The sequence below is a fragment of the Adlercreutzia wanghongyangiae genome, assembly GCF_035989245.1.
Lineage (GTDB): Bacteria > Actinomycetota > Coriobacteriia > Coriobacteriales > Eggerthellaceae > Adlercreutzia > Adlercreutzia wanghongyangiae.
The window spans coordinates 133,740-152,574 of record NZ_JAYMFF010000007.1 but is presented as its reverse complement, the minus strand read 5'-3'; the positions used below and the strand labels follow the sequence as shown (position 1 = coordinate 152,574).

General features: G+C 65.8%; 13 protein-coding genes. 10 read left to right on the top strand and 3 right to left on the bottom strand.

Going from position 1 to position 18,835, the window contains the following annotated elements; genetic code table 11:
• Positions 1 to 285: 285 nt before the first annotated feature.
• The 3 genes from VIN30_RS04760 to pheT all read left to right on the top strand — a co-directional run bounded on the left by VIN30_RS04760 (position 286) and on the right by pheT (position 5,618).
• A complete protein-coding gene (locus VIN30_RS04760; protein ID WP_338209709.1) occupies positions 286 to 1,479 on the top strand; it encodes a coiled-coil domain-containing protein in 1,194 nt (397 codons plus the stop codon).
• A gap of 425 nt (positions 1,480 to 1,904) precedes the next feature.
• Complete coding sequence (gene pheS / locus VIN30_RS04755; RefSeq protein ID WP_338209707.1) at positions 1,905 to 2,966, top strand: phenylalanine--tRNA ligase subunit alpha; 1,062 nt, start codon at positions 1,905 to 1,907, stop codon at positions 2,964 to 2,966.
• A gap of 201 nt (positions 2,967 to 3,167) precedes the next feature.
• Positions 3,168 to 5,618: a phenylalanine--tRNA ligase subunit beta gene (gene pheT / locus VIN30_RS04750; RefSeq protein WP_338209705.1), complete on the top strand. Its 2,451-nt coding sequence runs from the start codon at positions 3,168 to 3,170 to the stop codon at positions 5,616 to 5,618.
• A 69-nt stretch (positions 5,619 to 5,687) separates the two neighbouring features.
• Here the strand turns inward: pheT and acpS are convergent, their stop codons facing one another.
• Positions 5,688 to 6,254, bottom strand: a complete 567-nt coding sequence (acpS, locus tag VIN30_RS04745; RefSeq protein WP_338209703.1) for a holo-ACP synthase — start codon at positions 6,252 to 6,254, stop codon at positions 5,688 to 5,690.
• A gap of 197 nt (positions 6,255 to 6,451) precedes the next feature.
• Here acpS and glmS point away from each other — a divergent pair, with 197 nt between their 5' ends.
• Positions 6,452 to 8,299 carry a glutamine--fructose-6-phosphate transaminase (isomerizing) gene (glmS, locus tag VIN30_RS04740; RefSeq protein ID WP_326424276.1) on the top strand — a complete coding sequence of 616 codons (1,848 nt, stop codon included), beginning with the start codon at positions 6,452 to 6,454 and terminating at the stop codon, positions 8,297 to 8,299.
• Positions 8,300 to 8,317: 18 nt separating this feature from the next.
• Complete coding sequence (locus tag VIN30_RS04735; protein WP_338209700.1) at positions 8,318 to 10,156, top strand: ATP-binding protein; 1,839 nt, start codon at positions 8,318 to 8,320, stop codon at positions 10,154 to 10,156.
• Here the strand turns inward: VIN30_RS04735 and VIN30_RS04730 are convergent.
• The gene (locus tag VIN30_RS04730; RefSeq protein ID WP_338209698.1) at positions 10,153 to 11,043 is read right to left on the bottom strand and encodes an NAD(P)H-hydrate dehydratase; all 891 of its coding nucleotides are present in this window, start codon (positions 11,041 to 11,043) and stop codon (positions 10,153 to 10,155) included. The two genes, VIN30_RS04735 and VIN30_RS04730, sit on opposite strands and share 4 nt — an antisense overlap.
• A gap of 196 nt (positions 11,044 to 11,239) precedes the next feature.
• Here VIN30_RS04730 and VIN30_RS04725 point away from each other — a divergent pair, with 196 nt between their 5' ends.
• The 3 genes from VIN30_RS04725 (at position 11,240) to VIN30_RS04715 (ending at position 14,782) form a co-directional block, all read left to right on the top strand.
• A complete protein-coding gene (locus tag VIN30_RS04725; RefSeq protein WP_326424273.1) occupies positions 11,240 to 11,779 on the top strand; it encodes an HdeD family acid-resistance protein in 540 nt (179 codons plus the stop codon).
• 103 nt (positions 11,780 to 11,882) lie between these two features.
• On the top strand, positions 11,883 to 13,997 hold the full coding sequence (gene ligA / locus VIN30_RS04720) for an NAD-dependent DNA ligase LigA (protein ID WP_338209695.1): 2,115 nt from the start codon (positions 11,883 to 11,885) through the stop codon (positions 13,995 to 13,997).
• Between the two features lie 152 nt (positions 13,998 to 14,149).
• Positions 14,150 to 14,782 carry a C40 family peptidase gene (locus tag VIN30_RS04715; RefSeq protein WP_338209693.1) on the top strand — a complete coding sequence of 211 codons (633 nt, stop codon included), beginning with the start codon at positions 14,150 to 14,152 and terminating at the stop codon, positions 14,780 to 14,782.
• Positions 14,783 to 14,837: 55 nt separating this feature from the next.
• Here VIN30_RS04715 and VIN30_RS04710 read toward each other — a convergent pair whose 3' ends face one another.
• Positions 14,838 to 14,984, bottom strand: a complete 147-nt coding sequence (locus tag VIN30_RS04710) for a hypothetical protein (RefSeq protein ID WP_338209690.1) — start codon at positions 14,982 to 14,984, stop codon at positions 14,838 to 14,840.
• 141 nt (positions 14,985 to 15,125) lie between these two features.
• On the opposite strand from VIN30_RS04710, the gene VIN30_RS04705 reads away from it, so the two are divergent.
• Both VIN30_RS04705 and VIN30_RS04700 read left to right on the top strand, forming a co-directional pair.
• The gene (locus VIN30_RS04705; protein ID WP_338209688.1) at positions 15,126 to 17,564 is read left to right on the top strand and encodes a glucosaminidase domain-containing protein; all 2,439 of its coding nucleotides are present in this window, start codon (positions 15,126 to 15,128) and stop codon (positions 17,562 to 17,564) included.
• 132 nt (positions 17,565 to 17,696) lie between these two features.
• Positions 17,697 to 18,746 (top strand): MraY family glycosyltransferase, encoded by a 1,050-nt coding sequence (locus tag VIN30_RS04700; protein WP_338209686.1) that lies wholly within the window; start codon positions 17,697 to 17,699, stop codon positions 18,744 to 18,746.
• The last annotated feature ends 89 nt before the right edge of the window (positions 18,747 to 18,835 follow it).

The following is an 18,835-nucleotide window of genomic DNA, read 5'->3' as shown; positions in this document are numbered from 1 at the left end:
CATCGCGTGCATGGGCCCTCCTTGTCTGACCGGGCGCGGGGCCCGGATCGGCTGTTTGCGCCAGTATAGGGGATTGGCGTGAGAAATACAACAATAACACGAACGAATATTTGTATTATTTTCCCTTTTCTGGTATGATCCTGCCATCATCGCTGGTGGGGGTCGTGTCTTTTTAGCCAAGGGGGTTGCCACTGCGCGGCGATTTCGGGATGATGAACCGATGCGCTTCCCGTCCGGCGCCATGCCGGGGGCGAGCGCCAATGACGGTGGAACGAAAGGGACACCTTGGAACAACTGCAACGACAGGCACGGCGACTGCTCGCGGCTTTTCTGGCCGTGCTCCTCGCCGGCTCGCTTGCGGGCGTGCTGCCCGCATCGGCGTGGGCCGAGCCTGCCGATGACGGGCAGGCGGCGGTGGATTCCGCCCAGCAGGCGTTGGATGCCGCCGAGGCCCGCATGGGCGAGATCAACGCCGAATACGATGCGCTTACGGCGCAGGTGGACGATCTGCAAACGCAGATCGACGAATCCACGGCCCTGGCCATGGAGGCCCAGCAGGCGATGCTGGAGGGCCGGGCGGCCCTAGGCGATGTGGCGGTGAGCGAGTACCGCGACGGCGCCTCGGCGAATTTGCTGATGCTGCTGATCGACTCGAAGAGCTTCGACGACTTGCTGCGCAATATGGAGTACGTCACCCAGATCATGGACTTTCAGGCCGAGGAGGTCGCGCGCCAGCGGGAGCGCAAGGAGGCCTTCGATGCGGCTTCCGAGCAGCTGAACACCCAGAAGAACGAGCAGGAGGCCGCCTTGGCCGCCCAGGAGCAGAAGCGCTCCGAGGCCCAGGCCGTGGTGGAGGAGGCCTCGGCGCATCTGGACGAGGCCAAGGCCGACCATGCCGAGCGCTTGGCCGAGCTGGCTGCCCAGGCCGAGGCGATGCGCCAGGCCGAACAGGCCGATGACGGCGGCGGCTCGAATGCCGAGGGGGCCAATACGGTCGATCGCCAAGAGGTGGTGGGCGACGACGCGCCGGTGAAGCCGAACCCGAAGCCTGTGGAGGACGATGACGACGAAGACGAGGACGACAATGCCGGCAACGTGAGCGACAAGCCGTCGAGCGACGCGGGGTCCGATTCGGGTTCCAGCTCGGCCAGCGGCTGGAAAACCGGCGTGGCCTCGGCTTACGGTGGCTCCACCGATCCTTACACCCCCAACCCCGGTACCACTGCCACGGGGGCTGTCTGCGACGACAACTCCATGGGCGTGGCGGTGCCCATGTCGCTGACGGGCTATCGCAAGCTGTTCGGCCGCACCGTGGAGATATCCTGGAACGGCAAGACCGTGTACGCCACCGTGAACGACTGCGGCGGCATGGGCGGCGGCAGCCGCGCGCTGGATTTGCAGCCGGGCGTGTGGAAGGCCTTCGGCTTCTCCAGCTGCCGGGCCTGGGGTCTGCGCACGGTGAACTACCGTTTCCTGTAGCGACGCGGGTGCTGGTCGCCGGTGCTTGCGGGGAATTTCACGGACGGATACCCTCAAAGTGCGCTATACTGCACTGTTACATGCGATGACGAAGATAAGGTTCGCAGACCGAGGTCTCCAGAGAAGGGCTTTGCCGCTGAGAGGGCCCGACTGCAGGCGCGAACCCGTTCCCTTCCGAGCAGCGTCCTTGAACCCGGTGGCTCTCGCCCCGGTGCGTAGGGGGCGACGGCTCGCCCCCGTGATCGGGCGTCAACGAGCGGGCGACGGCCCGCCGCGCCTCCCTTCCAGATGGTGCGGCCCGTTGCCAACCGAGGTGGTACCGCGAGAGCCCTCTCTCGTCCTTGGATTGCGAAGGCCCAGCCTTCGGCCAAGAACGAGAGAGGGCTTTTTTGTTGGACGAACGACGAGAAAGGCAGAAGCAGGTTATGGCAATTGCAGAGGAACTTGCCGCACTGCGCGAGCGCACCCTGGCCGACATCGCTGCGGCCACGGACCTGGAGGCCCTGGACGCCGTGCGCGTGGCGGTGTTGGGAAAGGCCGGCACCCTGACGGGCTATTTGCGCTCCATGGGCTCGGTGCCCGCCGAGGAGCGCGCCAGCGTGGGCAAGGCCGTGAACGCGGCTCGCGTTGAGGTGGAGGAGGCCCTGGCTGGAGCCCGAGCGGCCCTGGAGGCCGATGCTCTGGCGGCCGCCATCGACGCCGGCGCGGTGGATGTGACCCTTCCCGGCCGCGCCCAGCAGATGGGCACGCGCCACCTTATCAACGGCATTATCGACGAGGTGTCCGACATCTTCTTAGGCCTCGGCTACAAGGTGGTGGAAGGCACCGAGATCGAGACCGACTACTACAACTTCACGGCCCTGAACGCGCCGGCCGACCATCCGAGCCGTTCCATGCAGGACACCTTCTACGTGCGCGACCTGTCCGGCGACGCCTCGCGGGTGCGCGGCGAGTCCGACGTGCTTCTGCGCACCCAGACCTCCGGCGTGCAGGTGCACGTGATGGAGGACTGGGATTTGCCCATCTACATGATCGCGCCGGGCAAGGTGTACCGCCGCGACGTGGCCGATCCCTCGCATCTGCCCCAGTTCCATCAGATCGAAGGCCTGGTGGTGGACCGCGGCATCACCTTCGGCGATCTGAAGGGCACCCTCGATTATATGTGCAAGGCGCTGTTCGGGCCCGAGCGCAAGACGCGCTTCCGCGCCCACTACTTCCCCTTCACCGAGCCCTCGGCCGAGGTGGACGTGAGTTGCGCGGTATGCCACGGCGAGGGCTGCCGCATGTGCAAGGGCACCGGCTGGCTGGAGATCTTGGGCTGCGGCATGGTGGACCCCAACGTGCTTTCTATGAGCGGCATCGACCCGGAGGAGTACTCGGGTTTCGCTTTCGGCATGGGGGTGGAGCGCATCGCCTGCCTGAAGTACGACGTGCCCGACCTTAGAATGCTCCTCGAGGGAGATATGCGATTCTTGCGACAATTCTAGTTGCGACTCTGCCGGGGTCGGGCTTCCGGGTAGTGCTCAGTCGCTCAAACAGTCCTCGCTCGGCGGAAATGCCCACTGGGCATTTCCGTTCGCTGCGGAACTCGCTTGGTGAGCACCACCCGAAATCCCTCTACGCATAGCCACGGTAGGGAAGAAATCTTGTTGTCAAATGAGACAGGCGATTAAGAGGAAGAAATTAGTATGAAAGTATCTTTGAAGTGGCTTTCGGAGTATACGCAGGTGCCGAGTGATGTGAAGGCGTTCTGCGATCGGCTCGATTTAACGGGTACGGGCGTGGAAGGTGTCGAGCAGACCGGCGAGGCCTTTGAAGGGGTGGTCGTGGGGCATGTGCTCACCTGCGAGCCGCATCCCGATTCCGACCATATGCATGTGGTGACCGTGGATGTGGGCGCGGACGAGCCAGTGCAGATCGTGTGCGGCGCGCCGAACATTGCTGCCGACATCCTGGTGCCCGTGGCAACGGTGGGCGCGGTGCTGCCCGGCGATTTCAAGATTAAGAAGTCGAAGCTGCGCGGTGTGACGAGCTGCGGCATGTGCTGCTCCCAGCGCGAGCTGGGGATGGGCTCCGACCATTCGGGCATCTGGATTCTGCCCGAGGGCACGCCGGTGGGCACGCCCATCGCCGAGGTGATCGGCTCGGGCGACACCGTGCTCGATCTGGAGATCACCCCCAACCGCCCCGATTGCTTGTCGGTGGTGGGCATGGCCCGCGAGGTGGGTGCCATGTACCAGCAGCCGGTGACCTATCCGCTGGCCGCCGATGTGGCGAAGCTGGCGGCGGTGACGGCCGGTGCCGAGGTGGACGCGAGCGTGACGGTGGAGGTAGCCGATGCCGACCGTTGCCCGCGCTATACCGCCCGCGTGATCGACAACGTGAAGGTGGGCCCCTCGCCCGACTGGCTGGCCGAGCGCGTGAGCGCTGCCGGCGGCCGCCCCATCAACAACGTGGTGGACGTGACCAACTATATTCTGTACCTGTACGGCCAGCCCCTGCACGCCTTCGACTACGACACGCTGGCCGCCGCGGACGGCTCGGTGCATATCGTGGTGCGCGGCGCGCAGGACGGGGAGGTGCTGACCACCCTGGACGGCGAGAAGCGCGAACTGACCGAGGACATGACCGTGATCGCCACGCCCGAGCGCGCCGTGGCGCTGGCCGGTGTGATGGGCGGCCTGGACACCGAGGTGACCGAGGCCACCACCACCGTGCTGTTGGAATCGGCCGACTTCTGCAACGGCCGCACCTCGCGCACGAGCCGCAACCTGAAGCTGATCTCCGAGGCCTCTATGCGCTACGAGCGCGGAGTGGACGAGAACCTGTGCGAGGTGGTGTCCCAGGCGGCCGCGGCCCTGCTGGCCGAGGTGTCGGGCGGCACGGTGCGCCCCGGCGTGGTGGATGTGTACGAGCGTCCCGCCGAGGCCGTGCAGCTGCGCTTCCGCATCTCGCGGTTCAACCGCATGATGGGCGCCGACATTCCCGCCGACTTCATCGAGGACATCCTCGTGCGCCTCGGCTGCGCTGTCGCAGCTACCGACGACGCAGACGTGCTGGCGGTGACCGCGCCCACCTTCCGTCCCGACCTGGAGCGCGAGATAGACCTGTACGAGGAAGTGCTGCGCCTGTGGGGCATGGACCGCATTGCCCCCACGCTGCCCGGTGGCCGTGAGCGCGTGGGCAGCCGCACTCCCGAGCAGCAGACCCTGCGCCTTCTGAACGACACCCTGCGCGCCTCGGGCATGAACGAGACCATGACCTACTCCTTCGCCGAGCCCGGCGACATCGAGCGCTTGCAGCTGCCCACCGAGGGGCTGGGGCTGCCCGTTGAGCTGCTGAACCCGCTGAATGCCGACATGCCCGTGATGCGCCAGTCGGTGGTGCCCGGGCTTTTGCGCTCGGTGGCCTACAACCAGAGCCGCAGCGTGCGTAACATCCAGCTGTACGAGATCGGCACGGTGTTCGCGGCCGCCGAGGGCCGCAAGCAGGCCCGCGAACGCAAGAAGGTGGCCGGCGTTCTGGCCGGCGCCATGGCAGACGACGCGTGGAATGCCCCGCGGGTGGCCTTCGACTTCTTCGATGGCAAGGGCGTGCTGGAGAACATCGCCCGCGAGCTGGCGTTGCCCAAGGTGCGCTTCCGGGCTCTTTCCGCCGACGAGGCGCCCCAGCTGCAGCCCGGGCGCGCGGCCGAGATGATGGCCGACGGCTCCGTGATCGGCTGGGTGGGCGAGATTCATCCGCTGGTGGCCGAGGCTTTCGGCGCCACGGCTCCGGTGGTGGCCTTCGAGTTGGACGTGAACGCGCTGGTGCGCGCCGCCCGCCCGGCCCGGCCCTACGTGGACGTGCCCACCTACCCGGCTGTGGCCGTGGACCAGGCCTTCGTGGTGGACGAGGCCGTGACCCACGAGAAGATGATGCAGGTGATGACCTCGGCCGGCGGCAAGCTGCTGGAATCGGTGGCCCTGTTCGACGTATACCGCGACGCCGAGCGCGTGGGCGCGAACAAGAAGTCGGTGGCCTACAGCTTCGTGTACCGCGCCCCCGACCGCACCCTCACGAGCGAGGAAGTGGAGAAGGTGCACGCCAAGCTGGTGGGGAAGGTGCAGAAGGCCACGGGCGCCGAAATTCGCGCCTAGAACCTTATCGCGAGAGACAAAAAAACGGCCGGGAGCGATCTCGGCCGTTTTTTTTCGATAAGGGGGCGCCTAGGCCGCGCCGCTGCTGCCCGAGCCCTCGCTTGCGGGCAGCTCGTCCAGGAAGGTGCGGGCCTCCTTGAACTGGCGGGTGAGCTCTTCCATGGGGTCGCGGCGGCGCTCCTGGGCGGCTACCGACTCGTCGGTGATGGCCATGGCGCAGGCCACGGCGTCGGTGTGGGTGAACGACAGCGAGATGGGAATCTCGCGCACGTTCTGGTGGCGCGCCACCTCGCGGGCCTGGCCGGTAAGCACCACGTAGGGGCGGCCCTTGGCCGTGCGCCGCACCTCCACATCCAGCGGACGGATACCCTCGGAAAAGCCCGTGCCCAGGGCTTTCAGCACGGCCTCCTTCGCGGCGAAGCGGGTAGCGTAGTGCACCTCGGGATGGGCGTGGTCGTCGCAGTAGGCCCGCTCGGCGGCCGAGTACACTTTCTCCACGAAGGCGGGGGAGCGCTTGATGATCTTGCGTATGCGCTCGATTTCCACGATGTCAACCCCCAGGCCCACGGTGTCGTCGGGAACCGCCATGGCCAGGGTGCCGTCGACGATGGCCTGGGTTTTCTTGGAGCGCGCCACGTTGCCGCCTTTCAGGAGGGGAAATTCGTATAGCTCGGCATCTTACCAGATTGGCCGCGCCGGCGCTCTCGCCGCTGCGGCGGAACTGGGCGTTTCGTGAAAGGGGCGAATCTGCGGGCCCTTCGACGGTACAATGGCACGAATAACTTGAGGCGAGATGGCGGCCCGGGCCGCCTGTTTGCGATAGGAGCAAATATATGTGCGGAATTGTCGGATACACCGGTAGCGCTGCGGCCGAGCCCATCTTGGTGGAGGGCCTGACGCGCATGGAGTACCGCGGCTACGACTCGGCTGGCGTTGCCATTCAGGAGGGCGACGCCATCCAGGTGGTGTGCCGCAAGGGGAAGGTGAGCGAGCTGGCCCACACCCTGGAGCACTTCGACTTCGCCGGCACCTGCGGCATCGGGCATACCCGTTGGGCCACCCACGGCAAGCCGAGCGAGGCCAACGCGCATCCGCACACCTCCTGCGCCGGCGACATCGCCGTGGTGCACAACGGCATCATCGAGAACTTCGCCGAGCTGCGCGAGGAGCTGGTGGCCCGCGGGCACGTGTTCTCGTCCGATACCGATACCGAGGTGGTGGCCCATTTGGTGGAGGAGTCCTACCGCCGCATGCGCGAGGCCGGCGAGGGCGATCTGCGCGCCGCCGTGGCCGAGGCCGTCTCGCGCCTGGTGGGCGCCTACGGCCTGGCCGTGATGGCCGACGGCGAGCCCGGCACCATCGTCGCCTGCCGCAAGGACTCGCCCATCGTGGTGGGCCGCGGGGAGCACGGCAGCTACGTGGCCAGCGACATCATTGCCATGATCGACGCCACGCGCGACGTGGTGGTGCTGGCCGATAGCCAGATGGCGCTTCTCACTGCCGATGCGGTGGAGTACTTCGACATGGACGGCAATCCCCTAGAGCCCGAGGTGACCCACGTGGATTGGGACATCGATGTGGCCGAGAAGGGCGGATACCCCGACTTCATGCTGAAGGAGATCCACGAGCAGCCCCGCGTCATTCGCGACACGCTGGCAGGCCGCCTTTCCGGCGGCTCCCTCGTCATCGACGAGCTGGACCTGACGGCCGAGGAGCTGAACCTCATCGACCGCGTGTACGTCATCGCCTGCGGCACCTCCTACCATGCCGGGCTCATTGCCAAGAATCTCATCGAGGGTTGGGCGCGCATCCCCTGCGAGGTGGAGGTGGCCAGCGAGTTCCGCTACCGCAACCCCATTATCACCCCCACCACGCTGGTGGTGGCCGTGTCCCAGTCCGGCGAAACGGCCGATACCCTGGCCGCCATTCGCGACGCCCGCGTGCGCGGTGCGAAGGTGTTCGGCATCACCAACGTGGTGGGCAGCCCCGTGGCCCGCGAGTCCGACGGCGTCATCTACACCAAGGCCAACAAGGAAATCGCTGTGGCCTCCACGAAGAGCTTCCTGGGCCAGGTGGTGTCGCTGACGCTTCTGGCCATGCTGCTGGGCCAATCGGCCGGCGAGCTGACCCAGGGCCAGATCAAGCTGCTGTTCACCGAGCTGGCCGACACCGCCGAGCAGGTGGAGCGCATTCTGGACACGTGCGGCCCGGCGGTGGAGGAGGCCGCCCGCGCCATGGTGGACGCTCAAAGCGCGCTGTTCATCGGCCGCGGCATGGGTGCGGCCACTTCCTACGAGGGCGCGCTGAAGCTGAAGGAGATCAGCTACCTGCACGCCGAGGCCTACGCCGCCGGCGAGATGAAGCACGGTCCCATCGCCCTTATCGACGAAGACTTCCCGGTCATCGCTATCGCCACGAACAGCCCGGTGTACGACAAGGTGGTGTCGAACCTGCAGGAGTCGCGCGCTCGCGGCGCCCGCATCATCGCGGTGGCCACTGAGGGCGACGAGGACATCCGCGCCCATGCCGACCATGTGATCTACATTCCGAAGGTGCGCGACGTGTTCAGCCCCATCACTGCCAGCGTTCCCTTGCAGCTTCTGGCCCGTGAGGTGGCCGTGTTGCGCGGCTGCGACGTGGACCAGCCCCGCAATCTGGCGAAATCCGTCACAGTGGAATAGCCGCGACGGCCGGCGACCATGAGGCAGCGATTCGACTCCCGCGCTATCTTCGCGGCCGTGGCGGCTGTGGTCGTCGTGCTGGCCGTAGTGGTCATCGCCACGGGGCTGTACTACTTCAACACCATTACCGGCCTGGTGGTGCAGGCCGATTCCATCATGCCCAACGACCAGGCCGAAGGCGCGGCCATCGTGGGTGTGACGGCCCGCATGGTCATCATCGTGGTGGGCGCCACGCTGCTGGCGGTGGGCGCCATCGCGGCGCTTCTGGTGTACCGCAGCCGCCGCGAGCTGCAGGGCGAGCGTTATGTGCAGAGCATCTACCAGGCCATCGGCGAAAACATCGACACGGCCATCTTCATCGTGGACGGCGCCGACCGCGTGGTGGAGGCCGTGTTCGAGAACGTGCAGGATATCCTGGGCGTGCCCGCCACGAAGTTCTTCGTGATGGACGGGCTGTCGTCCAACGAGGCCTACGCCAAGGTGGCCGCCATCGTGCATTCGGGGGCTTCCGACGAGCGCCGCGAATGGGAGTTCCAGTGCTTCAACGCCGCCTTCGGCCGCGACATGTGGCTGCGGGTGACCAGCTGCCCGGTGATGCTCGGCGGCGACGAGAAGATCATTTACTCGCTGACCGATGTGACCGGCGAGCACGACATTCGCCAGCGACTGCTGGACTCGGTGGCGGCGGCCGAGGAGGCCAACCACGCCAAGAGCAACTTCCTCGCCTCCATGAGCCACGACATCCGCACGCCCATGAACGCCATCTTGGGCTTTTCCGCGCTGATCGACCGCGACGCCGACAATCCCCAGGCAGTGCGCGAGTACAACCGCAAGATCGCCACGTCGGGCCAGCATCTGCTGGGGCTCATCAACGACGTGCTGGATATGTCGAAGATCGAGTCGGGCAAGACTACCCTGGCCTCGGCCCAGTTCAACCTGGGCGAGACCGTGGCATCGGTGGATGCCATGATGCGCCCCCAGACCAACGCCAAGCACCAGACGTTCACCGTGGAGATGGCCGGCGTAACCCACGAGGCGCTGATGGGCGACGAGGGGCGGCTGCGCCAGATTCTGATGAACGTGCTTTCCAACGCCATGAAGTACACGCCCGATGGCGGCTCCATCCTGTTCCGCATCGACGGCTCGCTGAAGCGCCGCGGCAGCCTGCAGCATCTGCGCATCATCGTGCGCGATACGGGCATCGGCATGTCGCAGGAGTACCTGGACACCATCTTCGACTCGTTCTCGCGGGAGGAATCCAGCCTGACCAACAAGATTCAGGGAACGGGGCTGGGCATGGCCATCACCAAGAACCTCGTCGATCTGATGGGCGGCACCATTACCGTGGAAAGCGAGCTGGGCGCAGGTTCCACCTTCATCATCGACCTGGATTTCCCGCCTGCCGAGGAGGAGGCTGCCGCGCGTGCGGTGGATGCCGCGGCCTCCCGGGCCGTGGATGCCGATGCGGCTCTGGGCGGCAAGCACTTCCTGGTGGCCGAGGACAACGATTTGAATGCCGAGATCATCGCGGCTATTCTGGATATTCACGGGGCCAGCTGCGAGGTGGCCGAGAACGGGCGCGCAGCGGTGGAGAAGTTCGCGGCGAGTGAGCCGGGCGCCTTCGACGTGATCTTCATGGACGTGCAGATGCCCGTGATGAACGGGCACGAGGCCGCCCGTGCCATCCGAGCATTGGACCGGCCCGACGCGCAGACCATTCCCATTATCGCCATGACGGCGAACGCCTTCGCGGAAGACGAGCGCGAGGCGCTGGCCGCGGGCATGAACGCCCATGTGGCGAAGCCCATCGATCTGGCGGTGCTGGCGCGCACCGTGGCCAGCCTGACGTCGCGCTAGGCGCCGGCGATGGCCCGCACGGCGGCGGGCAAAAAGGCGATCACGTCCTCGGTGGTCGTGCAGATATCGGTGAGCGCATCGGCGGCGGCCCGGCCGGCCTCGGCGTGCAGGGCACAGCCGAGCGCGGCGGCATCGCGAGGCGCGAGGCCCTGGGCGAGCAGCGCGCCGATGATGCCGGCCAGCACATCGCCCGTGCCGGCCTTCGCCAGCGCCGGCGTGCCCCGATCCATCAACTCCACCGCGCCCGATGCGTCGGCGATGAAGGTGCGCGGCCCCTTCAGCACGCAGAGGGCGTGGTAGGCCCGTGCCAGCGCCCCGGCCAGATCGGGTGCGTCCAGGGTGTCGCTCACGCCGGCTGCCCGGGCCAGGCGCGCGGCCTCGCCGCCGTGGGGCGTGAGCACGAGCGGGGCCGCTTCGGAACTGGCCGCCCGCTCGGCTGCCAGGCGCAGACCCGTCTCGCCGGCCAAAAGACCCAGAGCGCCTCCGTCGACCAGCAAAGGTGCGGGAAAAGCGCGCACGGTTTCCGCCAGAAGCTCCATCAGCGCCGGACTCGCGTCGAAACCGCAGCCGATGACGCAGGCCCAGGGGTGTCCCTCCCGAGGCGGCTCCAGCCGGGCCGGATGCCAGGTGCGCCAGTCGCGGGTTACGAGCGACGGTGAGCTGCACCGTACCGCCAGCAGCGACTTTCCCGCGCAGAAAAGCTCCACGTAGCCCGCTCCGGTCCGCTCGGCCGCGGTTCCGGCGAGCCGCGCGGCGCCGGGGTAGGGGGCGGCGCCGGCCACCAGGTACAGCTTTCCGCGGGTGTACTTGTTGGCGTCGGCGGCCGGGTGCGGCAGCAGGGCCGCCAGCTGGGCGTCGGTGCGTGCCGGGGTTGCGGATGCGGTCATGGGGTTCCTTCCTCGAAGCGTTCCGCATGCTTGCCATGGGGTGCGGCACACGGGGGCATCGCCATTGCAAACGCCCTGCTAACGGGGCGCAATCTGGTTAGCAACGAGTGGCGCTGCCCGTCCGCGCGTCCCATGCGGCGCTTCTACAATGACGGTGTTGCATAGTATACAACCAGGGTTAAGGAGCGTGGTAACTATGGATATCAAGACGGGACGCGATTGGGGGCTGTTCGTTGCCGGCCTCGCGCTGATTCTCATCGGGTTCGTGCTGCTGATGGTGCCGGGCCTGACGCTGGTGGCCGTGGCGGTCATCGCCGGCTGCATGTTCTTGGCCGCCGGCGTGGTGGACGCCTACGCCTACTTCAAGTACCGCCGGGCCGATGGCGCGAGCGGCTGGGCTTTGGCCTACGCCGTGTGCGACATCATCCTGGGCGTGCTGTTCATCGTGCACCCTCTGGCATCGGCGGCGGTGATTCCCTGGGTGCTGGGCATCTTCGTGATGGCCTACGGCATCTTCGAGATCGTGGCGGCCGTGCGCATGGCCCACGACCTGCCCGGCTGGGGCTGGGTGCTGTTCACCGGTGTGGCCTCGGTGCTGTGCGGTTTTGCCTTCATCTTGGCGCCGAGCACCTTCGCGCTGTTCCTGGGGTTCTTCCTCATGGTACGCGGCGTGCAGATGGCGGTGTGGGGCATCACCATTCCCCGCACCACGGTGCGCATCGCCCACACTCACTAAGGGTCGATGGGATCGCGCCGGCGCGGGCGCGTGGTATCATAGCCGTTGCGAATTGACTCGGGGCCCGGATTCGTCCGGGCCCTTTTGGCGGAAGGAATGTCACATGGCCGAAGCTCAGGAAGCCCTGTTCGATGCCGCGGATCCGGCGGCGCGGGCCGAGGCGCTGCGCCGCGAGATCGAGCACCACAGCTACCAGTACTATGCGCTGGATGCCCCCACTATCTCGGATGCGGCCTTCGACTCGCTCATGCGCGAGCTGCGCGAGATAGAAGCCGCCCATCCCGAGCTGGTAACGCCGTCTTCCCCCACCCAGCGCGTGGGGGGCTATGTGGGCGACCAGTTCGCGCCAGTGGTGCACGAGCAGCGCATGTACTCGCTAGACAACGCCATGGACCTGGACGAGCTGGACGCGTGGATGGAGCGGGTGCGCGAGGCCTGCGGCGGCACGCTTCCGCCTCTGTGCTGCGAGCTGAAGATCGACGGCAGCTCCATTGCGCTCACCTACGAGGACGGCGTGCTGGTGCGGGCGGCCACCCGCGGCGACGGCACCACGGGCGAGGATGTGACGGTGAACATGCGCACGGTGCGCGACGTGCCGCTGCGCCTGCGCCCCGATGCGATGGATGCCGTGACGCCCGGCACGCATACGCTGGAATTGCGCGGCGAGGTGTACATGCCCAAGAAGAGCTTCGAGGTGCTGAACGCCGCCGCCGTGACCGAGGGCCGCGCGCCCTTCGCGAACCCCCGCAACGCCGCCGCCGGCTCGCTGCGCCAGAAGGACGCGCGCGTTACCCAGGGCCGCGACTTGTCCACCTTCATGTACGCCATCGCCGACGAGCGGGCGCTGCAGCTGGACGGCCAGTGGGAGCTGCTGCAATGGCTGCGCGCCGCGGGCTTCCACGTGAACCCCGATGTGCAGCGGTGCGATACCGCCGCGGAGGTGCGCGCCTTCTGCGAGCGCGCCATTAAGCGGCGCGACGAGCTGCCCTACGAGATAGACGGCGTGGTGGTGAAGGTGAACTCGTTTTCCCGGCAGCGGGCCATGGGCTTTACGGCCCGGGCGCCGCGTTGGGCCATCGCCTTCAAGTTCCCGCCGGAGGAGAAGACCACGCTTCTGCGCGACATTACCGTGCAGGTGGGGCGCACCGGCGCGCTGACGCCGGTGGCCGAGCTGGAACCGGTGGTGGTGGCCGGCTCCACCGTGGCGCGGGCCACGCTGCACAACCTGGACGAGGTGCACCGCAAGGACGTGCGCGTGGGCGATACCGTCATCGTGCGCAAGGCGGGCGACGTCATTCCCGAGGTGTTGGGGCCGGTGCTCAGCCTGCGTAGCCCCGAAGCCCAGGTGTGGGACATGCCTGCGGTATGCCCCAGCTGCGGCAGTCCCGTGGTGCGCGACCCGGGCGAGGTGGCCTTCCGCTGCATCTCCATCGACTGCCCGGCCCAGGCCCTGGAGCGGCTGGTGCACTGGGCGAGCCGGGGGGCGCTGGACATCGACGGCATGGGCGATGAAATCGTGTCGCGGCTGGTGGAGAGCGGGCGCATGTCGGATGTAGCCGATTACTACTCGCTTTCCGAGGAGGAATTGGCCTGCCTGGACATGGGCCGCGTGAAGGCCGACGGCGATGCGGTGCGCCTGGGGCGCACGGTGGCGAAGAAGCTGGTGGCGGCCATCGAGGCCTCGAAGCGCCGGCCGTTCGCGCGGGTGCTGTTCGGTTTGGGCATTCGCCACGTGGGCAAGACCACGGCCGAGACCATCGCGGCGGCGGTGGGCAGCATGGAGGCTTTGGCCGCGGCCGGCGAGGACGAGCTGGCGGCCATCGACGGCGTGGGGCCGAAAATCGCCCACGGGCTGTGGCTGTTCATGCGCACGCCCGACAACGTGTCGGTTATCGACCGCTTGCGCGCCGCGGGCGTGACCATGGCTGCCGAGACGATGGTGCCAGGCGAGGAGGTGCCCCAGGTGCTGGCGGGGCTCACCTTTGTGCTGACGGGCACCTTGGCCTCATCGGGCATGACCCGCGACGAGGCCGGTGCGCGTCTGAAGGCCATGGGCGCGAAGGTATCGGGCTCGGTGTCGAAGAAGACGAGTTTCGTGGTGGCGGGGGAGTCCGCCGGCTCGAAGTACGACAAAGCCGTGGCCCTCGGCGTGCCGGTGCTGGACGAGGCCGCGCTGTTGCGCCTGCTGGAGACGGGGGAAGTGCCCCGCGAGGTGTAGCGGGCCGCCGCTGACCTTCCCCATAAGGGATGAAGGTTGTGCGAAGCGGTTGCGGAGGGCTCGCGAAGTGAACGTGGGCGCCCTGTCGGCATCTCGCGCGGGACTTGTGGAGGGGCTTGGCAGGGCGCGGCGCGGCTTATAGACTCCGCGTCATGCTTAGTTACCAAAATGTTTTCAAGCGGGCCCGCGCCCTGACGCTCGCCTGCGCCTTGTCCCTGACCGTTACCGCTGCAGGCCCGGTTGCCGCCTATGCCGATGGCGCCGATGCTGCCGACGCCGCGCCTGCGGCTGGCGCCACCCCGGCGGCCGATGCCGTTGCGGAAAGCCCCTTCGCCCACATCGGCGCTTTTGCCGACGAGATTAAGGAGTACGTGGGTTCGGTGGCCGACGCTGCAACCGAGCGCGCTGCCGAGGAGGAGCGCGCCGAGCGCCGCCAGGCCGTGGTGGATACCGGCATGGATCTGCGCGGCGTTCCCTATGTGTACGGCGGTACTACGCCCTCGGGCTTCGACTGCTCCGGATTCACCCGCTGGGTGTACGACCAGGCGCTCGGTATCGATCTGCCGCGCACGGCCGCCGAGCAGAGCGCCCTCGGCGAGAGCGTGTCCATGGACGCCCTGCTGCCCGGCGACCTGCTGTTCTGGGGATCGGGCTCGGGCGTGTACCATGTGGCCATCTATGCCGGCGACGGCGAATATCTGCATGCGTCCTCGGGCAAGGGGCGCGTGGTGCGCCAGACCATGGAGTACTTCGTGCCCGATTTCGCCCGCCGCTTGGTGAGCTAAGGGGTGGGAAAGGGCCTTCTTCCCTGACAATTCCCTGAATAAATGACCCCGCTTATCAGCGAAAACGGCGCGTTGCTCGGAGTTTTTCACTTTTTACAAATTCGCCATGTTCGGCGTTTTGACCGGCTGCCAAAGGAAAAAATACCAGTTCAGTTATTGATTTCTGTTCTTCTTGACAAGAGCGTTGCGTTTCTTTTCCCACGTGAAGGGCCGTTTTCCGTCCTTTCTTTCCCTGGATTTCCCGAACGGTGGGGGTATAATGCAGGCTTCGAGGCAAAAATGTCTTGGATACGCGTACCCGCAGGTGCGCTTTTGGGAGATTTGAGAGGCTGAAGGAGGCGCGATGACCTCATCGAAGAATGCAGTATCGCTCCTGACCGCTGCAGCTTTGGTTGTTGCTCCGGTAGGCGGCGTTGCCGCGACATACCAGACGGGCTTCGCCGACGATGGCGATGGTAATAACGTTCGTACCGAGGGCGGCAACCCGCTGCCGAAGAGCTACGAGGAATTGGTGAACCGCATCAACGGCGGCGAGCGCTTCACGCTGGCCGACCTTGAGCTGATGAAGGCCAATGGCGTGTTCACCGACGAGGCGCAGTATGCCGAGCTGAAGGCCATCATCGAGGGCATGCCGGCCGCTCAGGACGATGCCGAGCCCGAGGCTCAGCCAGAGCCGGAGACGCAGCCCGAGGTGGAGGCCCCGGCGGAGGAGACTCCGGTCGAGGATGCGGAAACGCCCGATGCCGACGCGGTTCCGCCGACCGAGGGTGCGGACGAGGGCCCGGCGGATGAGACGACGCCGCCTGATCCTGACACCGATGCGAACCCGCCCGCCGAGGGCGACAGCACGGAAGACGCGGATGACGATACGACGGTGCCTCCGGCGACCACCGACCCCGAGGCTCCGGGCGCGCCGGGCGAGGGCGAGGGCCAGAACCCGGTTGAGCCCCCGGCGGCCGAGAAGGTGACGACGATGCCCGAGTGGCCGAGCCTGGCCATGGACGGCGCGGCTCTGAAGGCCTTCCTGGTGGAGCAGGGCGTTCCCGAGGATGCTATCACCGTGGTGGAGGTGGAGGATTCCACGGGCACGAAGGCCCCGGGCGCCATCCTCAGCACCGATCCCTTACCCGGCACCGACATCGTGGCGGGGCAGGGCGTGACCATCACCGTGGCGAAGGCCGCCTCCGAGGAGCCCGCGCCGCCGGTGGATCCCGACCCGGTCGATCCGGTCGACCCGGCGCCGGAACCCGAGAATCCCGCGCCCGACAACCCGGTGGACGAGGGCATTCAGAAGCCCGATCCCGACGGTGCCGGCGGCGTGACCGATTCCAGTCACACGGCGGCCGTGAACAAGGGCCAGGCCCAGACGCCGCTGAAGCAGGTGGCCGTCACGGTGCCCTCCATCTCGTTCACGCATATGGACAACTCGTCCTATGTGGCGCGACACTACAGCGAGGACCTCACTACCGAGAAGTTCATCTCGCTGGTGGGCGAGCCGGCGCGCAACATCGCCGCGGAAAGCGACCTGTACGCCTCGGTGATGATCGCCCAGGCCATTCTGGAGTCCGCCTCGGGCAACTCCACGCTGGCCCAGGCGCCGAACAACAACCTGTTCGGCATCAAGGGCACCTACAAGGGCAATTCCGTGCAGCTGCCCACGCGCGAGGACGATGGTTCGGGTGCCACATACACCATTATGGCCGACTTCCGCCAGTACGAGACGGTGGAGGACTCGTTGTCGGACTATGCCGACCTGCTGAGCAACTCCATGGGCGACTTCTACGCCGGCGCGCGCAAGTCGAACACCGACTCGTTCGTGGATGCCTGCGACTTTCTGGTGGGGCGCTATGCCACCGACATCTTTTATTCCGAGAAGCTGCAGGACCTTATCGAGACCTACGACCTGACGCGCTTCGACGTGCCGCTCACCTACGAGCTGACCGAGACGTTCGTGATGCCGGTGAAGGACGAGGTAACGGGCCTGGATTTGTATCTGGATCCGGTGGCCGACAAGACCGAGTACGACGCGCTGGTGGCCGAGTACCGGGCGTACGTGGCCTCCACCCAGGAGTACCAGCAGGCGCTGGCTCGTTGGGAAGAGCAGATGGCCCGCGCCGAGGATTTGTACCACGTGCCCGTGTATCTGGAGAAGCCCGCTACGCCGGCGGCTGACACGGCTATGCAGCAGCACAAGAACGCCATCGATGCCGAGCGTTTCGCCGACTTCGACAAGCTGATTGCCGCCGGGGCGCCGCTGCCGGTGCGCGAGGGCCGTACGCTGAACGATCTGACGGCCCTGGCCAATTCGTTTTTGGGCGTGCCGTACCTGTGGGGCGGCACCACGCCGGCCGGCTTCGACTGCTCGGGTTTGGTGCAGTACTGCTATCGCGAGGTGTTCAACATCGAGCTGCCGCGTACCACCTACTACCAGTGCGAGGTGGGCGTGGAGGTTCCCTTCGAGGAGCTGCTGCCCGGCGACCTGCTGTTCTTCGACGATGGCGGCGACGTGCACCATGTGGCCATGTACCTGGGCGACGGCTACTACGTGGAGGCCCCGCACACGGGCGATGTGGTGAAGATCACCGCCATGAACGACAAGCTGCCCGACTTCGCCAAACGCATCGTGGAAAGCCGCGACATCGACCTATCGGAGTACAGCGACGAGCAGCTGTCCATGTTCGTGGAGCGCGAGAAATACCTGCAGGAGCGCGAGCAGCGCCTGGGCGTGAGCGACGAAGCCCTGGAAGAACTCACCGAATGGCTGCAGGGGCTGCAGTTCTAGGGTCGACGACTCGAGTTCTCGTTTATACTGGCTTGTGTGATTGTATCTTTGCGACATTTTGCAGTGCTGGGCCTGATTGCCTTTGTTGTAACGTACCTCTGCGTTCCTCTGGCAAGAAGGCTCGCACTGCGTTTGGATGCGGTTGACTATCCCGATCAGCGCCGTGTAAACAAGCGACCCGTGCCTCGCATGGGCGGACTCGCTATGGCTATGGGTATATTCGTTACCATCCTTGTAGAGGTGGTCGGCGAGTATTGCTTTAATTGGTGGGGCTTCTACATTCATGGCGACGATCGCGGTATTCACCATGCTGGGGTGCTCGCAGGACTCTTCGTCATTGTTATGGTGGGTGCGATAGATGACGTTCGGTCGCTAACACCACGAGCGAAGCTGCTGGGCCAGATTGTAGGCTCGCTGATCATTGCTGCTTCCGGGCTACTGCTCTCCAGTATTGCCAACCCATTTGGGGATGGGTTTATTGAATTCGGCTGGTTTGCCTATCCGCTTACGGTGTTGTACCTCGTATGCTTCATGAACGTGATGAACCTGATTGATGGCCTGGATGGGCTGGCTGCTGGCATTGCGGCCATCGCGGCATTCTTCCTGTTTTTGATTGCCTTTGGGCGCAATCTGGGGGAGACGGCCATGCTGTCGGTAATTCTCTTGGGGGCGACGCTAGCTTTTCTGCGATTCAACTTCACGCCGGCGAGCATCTTCATGGGGGACTCGGGTTCACTGATGCTCGGCGCCATGCTTGGTATTATCTCGCTCATGGGAGTTATGCGTTCGCCGACCGTGATCGTGCTGGCGGTGCCGTTGGTAATTGCCGCCATTCCCATCGCCGATACGGCGGCCGCTATCGTGCGTCGTGTGTATCATCATCAGCCGATCCAGCAGGCGGATCGCAAGCATCTGCACCATATTCTGCTCAGTAAGGGCTATGGAGTGAAGCGGTCGGTGATCATCGTCTATCTATGGACCGCAGTGCTGGGCTTGGGAGCTTGGGTGATGTCCAACAGCCACGGCGTGCTGGTGTTCGCGGTGGCCGGCATCCTCATGGTGGTTTCGTTTCTTATTCTCTGGAAGCTCGGTCTTTTCGATAAGGTGCTTCGCCATCATTATCATGGGCGTCACTTGCGGCAGGAGGATAAGCCCGAATGGTATGGAAAGCACGGTCGTTAGGTTTAGCGATTTCGATTGTGCTTAAGAACCAATAGCCTTTCGCGAAGTGGTTTATACTAGTGTGCATCTGAAATCCTGAGAACGGAAGA